Genomic DNA, 14,051 nt, shown 5'->3' with positions numbered 1-14,051 from the left:
TACTTAGCCCACAGCCAGTTTAGCCGCGTCATGCCACATTACATCAGGGATTGGTTGTTCTAATCGCCATGTGACATTCATGGGTTGTGAACCGTTATGGCTGACATAATGCACTTTTCCAAAATTCACGAATCCCATAGTGCGGCCATTTTCATTTTTTGATTGCTCTCGAACAAACAACAGCACAGTTTTCCCCAGCTTTTGTTGCTCAATATAACTAAGACCCCTACCTCGTTCTGGCCGTGCGCTATTTTGCGATTGCCAGTGGAATAGATGCTCGCTAATGGCATAGTCGTGATACATGGTTGTCGGTGAAAACTGCTTCTCTGATTTATTTAACGTCACAAATAAACACTCGAGGTTTTGCTCATTAATCGCAAGCACACCTTCCCTTGAGGGCGATTTAGCCACAAATGTACTTGCACCAATTGCCGCTAAAATTTGCTCACGAGTATAACGAGAATGCACTTTCAATGCGCTGGGCTGCGCTAATTCCAAATCCATTTCTTGATGGTGTATCCGGTTAATCAGTATCGCCAATACTGCCAATAACTCTTCCTGCAACGGCTTATTACGTAGCATCAGCAAGCTAGCCGCTAAACTGTTAACGTTTAGAGCTGTACCTGACTTATCCCAAAAGTTGTAATGACACATCAAAGCAAACTGATTTTGAATAGGATCCAACCCATTAAAGACAAAATCATTTTGGCATAACTGTTTGATAAAGATTAAATAGGATAATGAAGTACAGCCGAGCAAGTGAAAGTTAATCGCGCGATAATAGGCTTTGGCTAAATCGGACTGCGCAGTAGGTTCAGCAATTTGATTACCCTGAACAGCCTCGACTAATAAGGTCCATCCACATTGGCCATTAATCCTGATGCGATAAATGTCTTCCAAGGTTACTTGCGGATTAAGACGTAAGAAGTTGCCTAGCGTGAGCGGCAAGTCAGTTTGATATTTAAAGTTTGCCATTAGACTGGTTAATCGATTGGCATTGAGCGTTGCGCGGCTAATATTGCGCAAAATCATCGACTGCGCTTTTTCCTCAAGCTCAATTCGACACCCTAGCGGTAGATGCGGAAAGTCATTCAGAATTTCATCTTTTATCGACTGATTGGTTTTACCGACTAACGCTCTAAATTTCTGTGAAAAATCATATTCATCGCGTGAATTTCCGACAAAATCTAATATTGTGCAGCACTGCTTATCATCGGTGAGACGCAAGCCACGGCCAAGTTGCTGCAGGAATATGGTCAAGCTTTCCGTTGGCCGTAAAAACAACAAGGTGTCCACTTCTGGAATGTCGACACCTTCGTTAAAAATATCCACCACACACAAAATGGATAATTTGCCACTGACCAAGCTCTGCCGCTTTTGTTGTCGTTCAGAGCTATTATCACTGGTCAGCACATCAGCGCTGATCCCCGCCAAATTGAACTTCTTCGCCATATACTCGGCGTGTTCCTTGGTTATACAAAAGGCTAACGCCTTAATATTGTCAATATCAGTTACGGTTTCAGCTAGGCTGCGAATAATGCGCGTCACGCGTTGTTCATTGTGAGTGTATAAATTGCTCAGCTCAGCGACGTCATAACGACCACGGCTCCAATTTAACTTGCGAAGATCTGTCGCATCATCGATCGCAAAATATTGAAATGGACATAAATGCCGTTGATTAATGGCTTCTGGTAAACGTATTTCAGCGGCAATGACACCGCAGAAGTCAGCCAAAATATCGACACCATCATGCCGTTCAGGGGTTGCCGTGAGCCCAAGTAAAATCGTCGGCTCAAAATGAGCTAATAGCCCACGGTAACTATTCGCAGCAACGTGATGGACTTCATCAATAACAATATAATCATAAAAATCAGCAGCTAATGGCAGGGTATCAAGTTGCAGATTCAAGCTTTGGATAGATGCGAATAAATGTTTGTAACTATTAGGTTTATGCTCTGCCACCCATAGCTCGCCAAATTGATTATTCTTTAACACACCGCGATAAGCACTGAGAGCTTGCTGTAAAATTTCTTGCCTGTGGGCAACAAATAGAAAATTGGCTTCTGGATGCAGCTTATAAAACCGCGCGAAATCGAATGCGGAAATAATAGTCTTACCCGTGCCTGTTGCCGCGACGATGAGATTTTTAAAACGGCCATGAACGCTTCGCTCTACTGCAAGCTGTTCGAGGATTTCTCGCTGATGCGCAAACGGCTTAATGTCAAAATGAAATGAGCTCGATTCAGTGCCACTGCTTTTCGCTTCTTTCAACGCATTGTTTAACTTTTCTTTACTACTCGCATCACCGCTAAAAAGCTCAAATTCGTTCGATTGCCAGTAAGTTTCAAATGTACTGAGTGATTTCTCAATGATGTGGGGAATTTCTTGGGTTGTGATCTTAAGGTTCCACTCAAGCCCGCTGGTCAATGCTGAATGCGATAAATTTGAAGAACCGATATAACCGGTATGAAAACCCGTATTTCGTAGAAATAAATAGGACTTTGCATGCAGCCTTTCACCCTTAGTGTTGTAACTTAATTTAACTTGGGTATTGGGTAAACTGGCTAGAAACTCGACGGCTTTAGCATCAGTCGCGCCCATATACGATGTAGTGATGATGCGTAACTCTTTACCACTGCGTGTAAACTCCTCAAGTTCATGCTTGAAGATGCGAATCCCCGCCCACTTGATAAATGACACCAGCCAATAGATTTTATCCGATGAGCGGATCTCACGCTTAAGCTCACTCTCAAGCGATAATCCCGCATTACTACCACAAAAAAGCTCACTCTGAGTGAGCCCCGTTAATGGAAATATGGCGGCCGTATATTTAGGTAAATCAGTTGCAATAGGATTTTGCTTGTTAAAGAGAGCAGTAAGTATCCTACCTTGGCTATCGATGAGATTTTCATCAATAAAATCATCATCGTTAATGTGCTCTTTGAGCCACATCACTAACCGATTAGCCAAACTGATTTGATTGATAACTTGGTTTTCATCTGCGGGAACTGAATTAATCACATATTCAATTACTTTAGTAAGAAAACGTGAAAGCCAAACACTTGCCTCAGCAACTTCTAGCTTCCTTTCTCCAATAAAAAATATGTCCTTATCTAAGCGCTGCTCAACGAGTTGAGTAATAAGCTTTTCGTAAATCCCGACCTGTTCCATAGCCAGATATGCCCCAAGACTAACAATCAAAGTTGTAGCGAATATATCACATAACAATTTGATTCAAATTGCGATTTGTGTGATGGCTTTATCCTTTGCGATAGTACGTTAATACAGCCTAGGCTTTAAACTAATCGATTACTTACGATAAAGGCCGTCATTACACACGGGAAAGATGTTCGGCAAGTGATCATTGAGCACCACCACAAAGGTAAACTTGCCTCTATTTTCCGCTCGGCAATAAGTATCTGGTACTTCGGCCGCCGGCGTCGGCTTTAACTAAAAACCGCTGTTCAACCATTTGCGCAAGATGACGAGTAGCAGTGGCGCGGCTCACCTTAGCGACCTTTTGATACTGGCTACTATTTATCCCTAACTCAAAATCGCCATCTAACATCCGATTGAGTACTTTGGCTTGCTCTTGACTCAATAAAGATTGGTCGACACTTTGCCAATACTGCGTTTTCGACAGCGTTCTGCCCACATCTGCCATCGCATTGAGTAAGCAATCATTGAGGGTTTCAAAAAACCAGACTAACCAAGGAGTAATATCGACATCGCCCCTTTGGGTAGACTCTAAAATGTCATAGTAAGCTTGGCGACGGGCAAGAATACTGACCGACATAGCGTAAAAACGAATCGAGCGTTTCTCCGCTTGCGCCAAAGCTAAATCAGTCAATAAGCGCGTGATGCGCCCATTACCATCATCAAGCGGATGCAGAGTCACAAACCAAAGGTGAGTTATCGCCGCACGGATAAGCGGATCTAAAACCTGCGCTTGCCGTGAAGCATTAAACCATTCGATAAACTGCGAGAGTTCAGCATCCAATGCCGCTCTAGAGGGTGCCTCAAAATGTACCGTTGGTTTATCAATGCGGCCTGAGACAACTTGCATAGGCGTATCGCCACGTAGTGTTCCACCAATAACGGGGTTAAACAATGTATAACTCTGGGGAAATAACTGTTTATGCCAACCTAATATCCGCTCAAGGGTTAACTCTGTATCTAAATTTTTTAAGGCATCGAGCATAATGTCAGCCAAACCATCGGTTTGCGCTGTTGTCGGATACGGTTTGTCTTCAGTCACGCCAAGTTTTTTAGCTAAGGATGAGCGCACCGAAGCAGCATTGAGCATTTCACCTTCGATCGCACTGGAATGGATAATGTTAGCGAGTAAGGTGTCGAGTGCAGCGTCTGAAGTTAATAAGCTATCGTCGTGACTTAGCATTTGCTTGCCAAGCAGTTGGCCCTGATTGAAATAGACCTGACGCAGCAAGGCATCAATGCTGCTGGTGTTCCAATGAAACTTAGGCCAATCGGCTTGCTGCCAAATCCACATATCTACCCCATGAGTCGAATAACAAGCCTATTCTACTCACATAATGAGGCGATTAACAAATATATTCGCCTCACATTATGAGTCGAATAGCGCTAATAATCGCCTCATCAATACCAACATGGCTATCCAATGCAGGGAAATGAGCCTTGTTGGTAATCCGGGATCTCGTTTCTAAGCCTTATGGGCTTCCACACTTACTATTATTGTGCAGCGATGCTTCAGCTATCACGCAATACGGTGCGCCTTTACTGGGTGCATTGCCGTTGTGTGTGACTTTTATGTATATACCCAAGCTACCTGAATATACGAGTTTCAGAGCGTCTAGGGTGATTCAATTCAAGGCGCATCAATGACAGAATGTCGGCCACCTTTTGAATTGATGCAACACGGAAGTGGAGTACCCTAGGCGCTCCGTCCCGGCGGGTTTTAACGCACTTTATGCGGTGTTGGTTATTTTTAACTTAGCCCGCTAGGTCTGCAAATAACCGCAATCGCCATGGATGGCGTGAATGCCATTTATGCAGGAGCAATAAATGGCATTACCTAAAGTGCGTTAAACTCCCGCTGAATCCTGCATCTTCAGGTTGTTTGGGTATACTACCGACAAAGCCTTCGCGCTGAGATATAATACCGCCGCTGATTTGACACGCCAATGTGAAACGCCGAGGTGATAACTTACGGCTTTACCGCACCGCTGACACACATTCTGAGCCTAACCTATGCCTGATAACGCCAACAATTCACCAACCTCTACTCACGTACAATGTACTGCTAATGCACAGCGTATCGGCAATGTTCAACCTACTGGTAATTCACAGATTGCTACGCCAGATGCAATGCATCCAGTCCAGTCGAATGCGCTCAGTGACGAACAGATAAAGGTGAAAAAGCAGAAGGTCTTTATCATAGGTTTGCCACGCACGGGCACCACGAGTGTGAGTGTTGCGCTATTGGAGCAAGGGCTAAAAGTGGCGCACATGGCCTTTACTAAACAGGCATTTATGCTGGCCGATGCAGTGTCTGACACGCCTTGTTTCAGCGATTATCAGCAGTTGGATTTATTATTTCCCGAGGCTGTGTTTGTCTATCTCGACCGCGATATCAATACTTGGTTGCCTTCGATGCAGATGTTACTTGGTAAAATGTCGCCCCATTTGGATGAAAAAACAGGCCGCTTCCATCCAATATTAAAGCGCAGTTTTAGGCATACTTTCGCCATAGATAAAGTGGCGGAACCTGCCAGCAGTGAGCACTTAATTGCTTGTTATCAAAAGCATCAGCAAGAAGTGTTCGCTTACTTTAGTGGGCGGGAAGACTTTATTTCAATTGATGTTAGCCATGCAGGAAGCTTGAGTCAGTTACTGCAATTTTTGGGAATGGAAGCAAACGCGGAGAATAGCGATGTCGCATTAGGTTTAAGCGAGCCACTGAGTTTCCCTAAACTTAACGTGGGCCGCAACGTGGCAAGTTGGGGCGAATATAAACACCCCAACAAGGTCAACACCAATAGCGCAGGCCCACAAAGCCGTAAGTTTTTCGACTACACGCTTTAACATTGGATCAGTACACAGATACCAATGTACAGATATCCAAGCGCTGAATTAGAAATTAGCTTTAAGCACAGCCTCTTGGTCGAGCAAGCTTTGGTACAAGGTAAACTGGTTGGCGGCGCGGTCTAAATTATGGCCTTCGCGGTGGATGTGAAAATACACATCACCGTTAAGATAATCCGTTAAAAAACGCACACCTATCATCAAACAAATCACCCGAGCACCGAGCCACAGACTGCGCTTTTCGTCTTCCGTTAAAACGTCACCCAACTCGCTCAAGTAGCCACGGCAAATTGCGGCGAAGATGTCTTGGCGAACTTGGACTTTATCCAAGGCCGTAGAGTCCTCCTCCTCTGGCGAGCAGAAAGTGCGTACCATGTCGCCGAAGTCATACATAAGATGACCTTTCATACAGGTATCTAAATCGATAATCGCCATGCTGGACATGTCACGTTTATCAAAAAGCATGTTATTGATTTTAGTGTCGTTATGACAAATTCGTAGCGGCAGCTTTGGTGATATTTCTGCAAGTTCATCCAGCAAAGCCTGCTGAGATAACGCGTAATCGACCCAATGACGGCAGAGCGCTAAACGATGTTGACTATCGAGTTCAGCGGCCTGCTTTAGTAAGGCCATGCGTCCCGGTAAATGGTGAAATTGAGGGATCACATCTTCAAGCTCTGTCGCATCAAAATCACTCAAGGCAGAGGCAAAATGCCCAAAGGCCTTGGCCGCCATTTCCGCTTCTTGTTCCGACTTAACCACTTCAATGCTAAGACTATGGGGCAAGTAACTGATCGCACGCCAAAATCCTTGCTCGCCTAAATCGATAGCCAGCTCACCCTCTTGGGTTAAACATGGGCTAACGACTTTAAGGCCGTATTGTTGCTGCAATGACTTAGCGCATAAATGATGGCTAATTTTATCGGCATTGCAGACCAAAGCGTTGGGTGTTTTAAATACCTCAGTGTTAATTCGCTGCAATACCAATTCGCCCGCAGGCCAGCGCACTAAAAGGGTGTCATTAATGTGGCCATTACCGAGGGCAGAAATTTTCGCCTCGGCAGATTCAATACCAAAATGAGGCAACACTGACTGCCTGATGAGTTTAATCACTCAATAACTCCGTTAATTTTTGTTTTACCCAGACAGTGTCCTGCGGATAAGTCACGCCAAGCCATGGCTCACAGGCAACATCGACATACACAGGCAAACCTTGCTCAATTCCCGCTTGTACTATGGCGGGTAAATAGCATTCAGACTTAGGTTGTTGACCCTGTTGCCCGATAAATTCGGTTAATTCACGTTTAATAACATCAAATATGTTTGGGGAGAAGCCCCAGCATGTCATAGAGACCAAGGAGTGCGCCGGCAAATTAGCATGACCCTGCGGGCCATCACCCATTAAGTGGCCAGCTTGCTCGGCGATATTGAGCCATTCGGCGACCGATTTAAGCTGACCATTTTCAACCTGACACAAACCACGATTAACGCCACCGTGTTCCGACAACGTGAGTTCTATGGGATAAGCCACCATCATCCACTCGGTTGGCCTCGTGCTTAAGCCTTTGGCTAAGGAAGCAAAAGCGCTATCACCATAAAAATCATCGGCATTGATAACGGCCATTGACCCTTTAACGAGATGGCGCGCACTCCAGAGTGCATGGGCCGTGCCCCAAGGTTTAAGCCTGTGGCTAACATCCGCCAACTGCGCCGCTTCGGGTAAATCCGTTAAGACTTGATAGCAAAAATGATATTCAAAATCGGCTGGCAAAAATCGTGTCAGGATCTCAGTTAATTCACTTTCTAATTCTGGGCGGATCACCAGCACAGCACGCTGAAAACCACTGCGAATGGCCGACATGATTGATAGCACCAACATGGGTTCACCCGCGGGGCCGAGTGCCGCCAATTGCTTATCGCCGCCGAAACGACTACCTAGCCCCGCAGCCATAATGACTAAGGTCAATTCTGTATTCATGCTGGATTGATATATTCAGTTCAAATTTAAAGGTGTTTCCCCAAACCGCAGCGACCTAAACAACCTAAAGTACGGTTTGAGAAAAAGAGGAGCAAAAGTGTAATCTACCCCTCTAATTGTGACTAGCATTTAAGCAGAATTTTTATCGACTTAGCTGCAGACTTTTTTAACGAGCAATATAATCGCCAAAGGTGCGATTTTGTTCCAATATCGCTTGGCTGCCCTTAAGACTGAACTTATAACCACACAGGCTAATATTACCTCGGCGGGCGAGGTCAATAATGATGGCCTGAGTATCGAGTGGTGAGAATCGCGCCTCTGAAGCGGAATCCGCTTTCAGATCCACAGTCACAGGACGATAGTCAGTGCCATTGTTAAAGGATAAGACGCTGCAAGTTTTATCTCCCTTTGCCGTCGCTAAGGACCACAGATTTTGTGCTTTACCTTTCTCACCGAGCCAACGCATGATCAAGATGTCATCCTCCAGCGCCACAGAAAAACCGTCCGGTAACGCGAGCGTCACCCGCTCACCCGCATAGGGCGCAATCGCGTTAACCGTGACAACTTCTGCACCATCACCTGTCTCAGAGTCGCCATTTGGCCAAAGGCCCCACACCAAGGCAATCAAGAGCACTACGCCACAGCTAATTCCTGCTGGGCGCCAATAACGGCGTTCCACTTTCGGCAGTTTAATCTTAGGCAACACCAAGAAACGCTTTAGTGGCGCCAAAAACTCAAATAAACCGCGAAATAGCTCGGTCATCGAACCAGAATCTTTTGCTTCGGCGCGGCGCTGACGCACTTCTTCGGCATGATCTCTATCGTTAAAGCTGTCAGGCTCGTCATCTTCTTCGGCGGTAAAACGCCAACCGGGTTCAGCACTACGCTCGGCAGGATCTAATTGCGCCGCAGTAAAGTCGACATGTTTCAAATCAACATTGTCCACATCGACATCGACCAACTCAATGTGGGTCTGTTCAACGCGGCTAGTATTAGCAGGACGAAAATCCGCATGGCTGTCTGGTATCACAAAATCGGCAGGATTCTGCGTCATTCGAGTTAACGCATCAAAGCGCAGCTCATCTTGACGCAACGCCTCTCGCTCTGCCTCCGCCGCGCTAACACTCGGCTCAACCCTCGGCGATGTTAAAACAGATTCAACATGGGTCGATAAATCGACCTCTGGCTCAGACACAGTCTCAGCGCTAATGGTTTGGGCATGAAGCTGCTCAACATGTGGCTCATGCCTTTCAGCTTGAGGTTGTGCTTGAATGTGAGAGGTAGATTTTGCCGATTGTCTTACGGCAACGTCTTGAGCAACAATAGGTTTAGGGTCAATGATGTTAGGATCTATGGCAGTTTTAGATGCCATGGCTTTAGGGTCTATAGTATTAGGATCTATGGTTTTAGGTGCGATGGTTTTAGGAACGATAGTCGGTTCCACACGGCGCCTAGGCATTGCCTGTGATGTTGGTGCATCCAGCTCAGGACCGAAATAACCGTAGCGATAATCCACTATCGTTGGTGCAGGAAAGCGCCAGCCCCAAAATGTCAGTCCCGCGGCTAACACTAAACTCAATCCAATTAAGGCAATATGCACATCGGCCGCTAACAGGCCGATGAAAATTATTAACGGCAATAGAAATACGCCAATCAAGCCTTTTGACTTATCGGCATCGGCCAAACGACGCAAACTGGTGAGCCCTAATAAAGGTAGACCCAACAATGCCAGCAAATACATCAGAAAATTAGCCCCAAAAGCAGCGGCGGCAAATGCAATACAGACGTAAACGCCAACACTGATTGCGACAAAACGGGGACGAGAATCACGCCCGTGAAGGCAGAAAAGAGATTTTAACAGCACGACCCTTCCTTTATTGTTGTAAAAACGAGATACAAAAAGACACTCATTGCCTTATTCGCACGAGCGTAACCAATTTACCCGCAATTGTCAGTGCCTACGACCCAAGTCGGATAAAAATGCACATAATATCGAAGTAAATCTAAAATAGGCTTAAATTGCCAGCCAACAAGCCCTAGTATTTCTATGGTCAAAATCGGTATAATACTCGGCTTTCTGGGCCCTTCTTGCGTTAACCCATTGGATATTTAGCTCATGACCGCACGCGGAAATTTATTTATTGTGTCGGCGCCAAGTGGCGCAGGTAAATCCTCGTTGATTTCAGCCTTGCTTAAAGACAAGCCAGCCGACATGCAGGTTTCGGTATCTCATACCACCCGCGCACCACGCCCAGGTGAAGTTGATGGTCAACACTATCACTTCGTTAATGTTGAGCAATTCAAAGCCTTAATTGCTGAAAATGCCTTTTTTGAATGGGCAGAAGTGTTTGGCAATTACTATGGTACCTCGCGCCATGTGATCGAACATACGCTCACCCAAGGTATCGATGTTTTCCTCGATATCGACTGGCAAGGTGCCGAACAAGTTAAAGCCGTGATGCCAGAGGCCGTTGGTGTGTTTATTCTACCACCCTCTAAAGCCGAGCTAGAGCGCCGCCTCACAGGTCGCGGACAAGACAGTAGCGATGTTATCGCCAGCCGTATGGCACAAGCCGTATCGGAAATGTCCCACTATAAAGAATATGATTTTATTATCGTCAACGACGATTTTGACACTGCCTTAGCCGATTTGCGTGCCATCATTCGCAGTCAGCGCTTAACAGGTGCTAGTCAGATCCACGCGCAAAATGATATGCTTCACGATCTGTTGGCAGGATAGCTGTCATAGTGTACAATTTTGCGTCATTTTTTCCCTAGATAAACTGGAGTTTCAACACATGGCTCGCGTAACTGTAGAAGACGCCGTAGAACAAATCGGCAACCGTTTTGATATGATCTTGGTTGCGGCGCGTCGTGCTCGCCAAATCGCCGTGCAGGGTAAAGACCCTATGGTTGAAGAGATGAACGACAAACCCACGGTTATCGCCCTGCGTGAAATCGAACTAGGTTTAGTTAACGCTCACACCTTAGATGCCGATGAGCGTCAAACGGTGCGTGAACGTGAAGCCGCTGAAATTGCAGCGGTTGCAGCCATTGCTGAAGGTCGTTCATTATAGTTTTTGAGTAAAAACCTATTTAGGTAAAAGGAGAGCTGCCACTTGTATCTGTTTGAAGGTCTAAAGGAGTCTGCTTCCGGTTACTTAGAACCTGAACAGGTAGAATTGCTCAAGCAGGCGTACCAGATTGCGCGCGATGCCCACGAAGGGCAAATGCGCACGAGTGGCGAACCTTATATTACTCATCCGGTTGCGGTTGCCCGCATCCTTGCTGACATGCGTCTTGATCATGAGACGCTGATGGCAGCACTGCTCCACGACACTATCGAAGATACCCATGTCACCAAAGACGATTTAGCCGAATTATTCGGTGTCGCGGTGGCCGAACTCGTCGAAGGCGTGTCAAAACTCGATAAGCTTAAATTTCGCGACAAGAAAGAAGCTCAGGCTGAAAACTTCCGTAAAATGATGATGGCGATGACGCAGGATATCCGCGTTATCCTCATCAAGCTTGCCGATAGAACCCACAACATGCGTACCTTAGGCGCACTGCGTCCCGACAAACGTCGCCGTATCGCCCGCGAAACCTTAGAAATCTACGCACCTATCGCTAACCGTCTTGGTATCCATAACATCAAGACAGAGTTAGAAGACTTAGGTTTCCAAGCTTATTATCCAATGCGATATCGGGTGCTTAAAGAAGTCGTTAAAGCCGCCCGTGGCAATCGCAAAGAATTGATCCAAGGCATCGAAGCCGCTGTGTATACGCGCTTAAACGATGCGGGTATTCCGGGAAAAGTTAAAGGTCGCGAGAAAAACCTCTACTCCATCTATAACAAGATGCAGAGTAAAGAGCTGCAATTCCAAGAAGTCATGGATATTTACGCCTTTAGGGTGATAGTCGATTCCATCGACACTTGTTATCGCGTACTCGGCGCCATGCACGGACTGTACAAACCTCGTCCCGGTCGTTTCAAAGATTATATCGCCATCCCTAAAGCCAACGGTTATCAGTCACTCCATACCTCTTTATTTGGTCCACACGGCGTGCCCGTTGAGATCCAAATTCGTACCGAAGATATGGATCAGATGGCCGACAAAGGGGTTGCCGCACACTGGGCCTACAAAGGCGGTGCGCAAACAGGCCAAGGCACGACGACTCAAGTGCGTGCCCGTAAGTGGATGCAAAGCTTGTTGGAGCTACAACAAAGCGCTAGCACCTCATTCGAATTCGTTGAAAACGTGAAGACTGAACTCTTCCCTGAAGAGATTTATGTGTTCACCCCCGAAGGTCGCATTCTGGAATTACCCGTCAATGCCACCGCGGTAGACTTTGCCTACGAAGTGCATACGGACGTGGGTAATACTTGCGTCGGCGCCCGTGTTAATCGCCAAGCGTATCCGCTTAGCCAGCCGTTAATTTCAGGCCAAACCGTTGAAATCATTACCGCTAAAGGCGCCCGTCCTAATGCCGCTTGGCTGAACTTTGTGGTAACCGGTAAAGCTCGCGCTAAAATCCGCCAAGTGCTGAAAAGCCTTAAAGGTGATGATGCGATTGCACTCGGTCGCCGCCTGCTCAACCATGCGCTAGGCAAAACTAAACTCGACAGCATTGCGCCTGAGCAGATTGAAAAAGTGATCCGCGATACTAAACATACGACGCTCGATTCGCTGCTCGCCGATATCGGTCTTGGCAATGCCATGAGTATTGTTATCGCCCAGCGTTTGATTGGCGATAATCTTGAGAATCAAGAGAGTCGCGACGGCCACATGATGCCAATTCGTGGCGCCGAAGGCATGCTCGTTACCTTCGCGAACTGTTGCCGCCCTATCCCAGGTGATGCCGTGATTGCCCACGTGAGCCAAGGTAAGGGCTTAGTGGTACACATGGAAAACTGCGCCAATATTCGTGGTTATCAAGGCGAGCCAGACAAGTATATTCCCGTACAATGGGATAATGTTGAAGGCGTTGATTACCAAGCTAATCTGCGGGTCGAAATTGTTAACCACCAAGGTGCACTGGCGAAGATCACCTCGATCATTGCCGCCGAAGGTTCAAACATTCACAACCTCAGCACTGAAGAACGTGATGGTCGCGTGTATTTGATCAACCTGCGGATTTCGGTGAAAGACAGGATCCATTTAGCCAACGTGATGCGCCGAATTAGGGTACTGCCCGAAGTACTGCGCACATCCCGTAATCGTTAATTAACTCAACACTAGAGAGAGCGTCATGGCAGAAAAAATCATCATAGCGACCGAAAACGCCCCAGCGGCCATAGGCACTTATTCACAAGCGGTTAAAGTCGGCAGCACAGTGTATTTATCTGGCCAGATCCCGCTTGTGCCAAGCACAATGCAAATTGTCAGCGATGATTTTGAAGCGCAAGTCGTGCAAGTATTTGAAAACCTGACGGCAGTTTGTACTGCTGCGGGTGGTTCAATCAACGATATCGTTAAGCTCAACATCTTCCTGATTGATTTAAGCCACTTCGCTAAAGTGAATGAAATCATGAGCCGTTACTTCAGCCAGCCATACCCAGCCCGTGCTGCTATCGGCGTGAAGCAATTGCCGAAGGATTCTCAAGTTGAAATGGACGGCGTGATGGAGCTGTAAGCGCTAGCATTTCACCTTCTATAAACGAAAAGGCGCTACGGCGCCTTTTTGTTGCCAACACAATCCAATCCCCCGCTCGCCACTCTCTTCATCTTGCTTTCATACCAATCACATTAAATATCTAATCAACCTGAGATCGGTTTAACAAGCCATAACTGTAATAGCATTAAACTCTGCGTTAGTGAGGTTCAGTTGTGGCTTATTGTCTTTCAATTGATAGGCGATGAGTCCGGCAATCATATTTAGCATAAAACCATGCACGCTGCGGTGTCTAGAGTGTTCTATTTGAGAGATATTTTTTAACTGGTCGTTGATGGTTTCTATGATGAAACGTCTCGACAGCATCGCTCTATCCCACAACAACATTGCCTTCGCT

11 protein-coding genes are annotated in these 14,051 nt (G+C 46.4%); 5 read left to right on the top strand and 6 right to left on the bottom strand.

Annotated elements, in window-relative coordinates; all coding sequences use genetic code 11:
- Positions 1–3 precede the first annotated feature (3 nt).
- Together L5M28_RS17195 and L5M28_RS17190 are read right to left on the bottom strand one after the other, a co-directional pair.
- Positions 4–3,171, bottom strand: a complete 3,168-nt coding sequence (locus L5M28_RS17195) for a DUF3427 domain-containing protein (RefSeq protein ID WP_263197151.1) — start codon at positions 3,169–3,171, stop codon at positions 4–6.
- A 223-nt stretch (positions 3,172–3,394) separates the two neighbouring features.
- Positions 3,395–4,510, bottom strand: a complete 1,116-nt coding sequence (locus L5M28_RS17190) for a Fic family protein (protein ID WP_263204068.1) — start codon at positions 4,508–4,510, stop codon at positions 3,395–3,397.
- A 719-nt stretch (positions 4,511–5,229) separates the two neighbouring features.
- Here L5M28_RS17190 and L5M28_RS17185 point away from each other — a divergent pair.
- Positions 5,230–6,063, top strand: coding sequence for a sulfotransferase (locus L5M28_RS17185; RefSeq protein ID WP_263197155.1), 834 nt, complete (start codon positions 5,230–5,232; stop codon positions 6,061–6,063).
- Between the two features lie 48 nt (positions 6,064–6,111).
- Here L5M28_RS17185 and L5M28_RS17180 read toward each other — a convergent pair whose 3' ends face one another.
- The 3 genes from L5M28_RS17180 to L5M28_RS17170 form a co-directional block, all read right to left on the bottom strand.
- Positions 6,112–7,176, bottom strand: coding sequence for a phosphotransferase enzyme family protein (locus tag L5M28_RS17180; RefSeq protein WP_168826533.1), 1,065 nt, complete (start codon positions 7,174–7,176; stop codon positions 6,112–6,114).
- Positions 7,169–8,041: an NTP transferase domain-containing protein gene (locus tag L5M28_RS17175; protein WP_263204067.1), complete on the bottom strand. Its 873-nt coding sequence runs from the start codon at positions 8,039–8,041 to the stop codon at positions 7,169–7,171. Before L5M28_RS17175 ends, L5M28_RS17180 begins: the two co-directional genes overlap by 8 nt.
- A 166-nt stretch (positions 8,042–8,207) precedes the next feature.
- Positions 8,208–9,905, bottom strand: coding sequence for a hypothetical protein (locus tag L5M28_RS17170; RefSeq protein WP_263204066.1), 1,698 nt, complete (start codon positions 9,903–9,905; stop codon positions 8,208–8,210).
- 252 nt (positions 9,906–10,157) lie between these two features.
- Between L5M28_RS17170 and gmk the strand changes: the two genes are divergently transcribed.
- The 4 genes from gmk to L5M28_RS17150 are packed head-to-tail and all read left to right on the top strand — an operon-like array spanning position 10,158 to position 13,675.
- Positions 10,158–10,781, top strand: coding sequence for a guanylate kinase (gene gmk, locus L5M28_RS17165; protein ID WP_105251162.1), 624 nt, complete (start codon positions 10,158–10,160; stop codon positions 10,779–10,781).
- Between the two features lie 58 nt (positions 10,782–10,839).
- Positions 10,840–11,118 (top strand): DNA-directed RNA polymerase subunit omega, encoded by a 279-nt coding sequence (gene rpoZ / locus L5M28_RS17160; RefSeq protein WP_007651394.1) that lies wholly within the window; start codon positions 10,840–10,842, stop codon positions 11,116–11,118.
- A 42-nt stretch (positions 11,119–11,160) separates the two neighbouring features.
- Positions 11,161–13,266 carry a bifunctional GTP diphosphokinase/guanosine-3',5'-bis pyrophosphate 3'-pyrophosphohydrolase gene (spoT, locus tag L5M28_RS17155; protein ID WP_105251161.1) on the top strand — a complete coding sequence of 702 codons (2,106 nt, stop codon included), beginning with the start codon at positions 11,161–11,163 and terminating at the stop codon, positions 13,264–13,266.
- 25 nt (positions 13,267–13,291) lie between these two features.
- Entirely contained in the window at positions 13,292–13,675 is a 384-nt protein-coding gene (locus L5M28_RS17150; protein WP_006079838.1) for a RidA family protein, read from the top strand.
- Between the two features lie 141 nt (positions 13,676–13,816).
- Here L5M28_RS17150 and L5M28_RS17145 read toward each other — a convergent pair.
- The coding region (locus L5M28_RS17145) for a transposase (protein WP_263204065.1) at positions 13,817–14,051 on the bottom strand (235 nt) is incomplete at its 5' end.

This window comes from Shewanella sp. SW32 (assembly GCF_025653365.1).
Classification (GTDB): Bacteria; Pseudomonadota; Gammaproteobacteria; order Enterobacterales; family Shewanellaceae; genus Shewanella; species Shewanella oncorhynchi.
The sequence above is the reverse complement of the archived record's forward strand: the minus strand, read 5'-3'. Positions and strand labels throughout refer to the sequence as shown.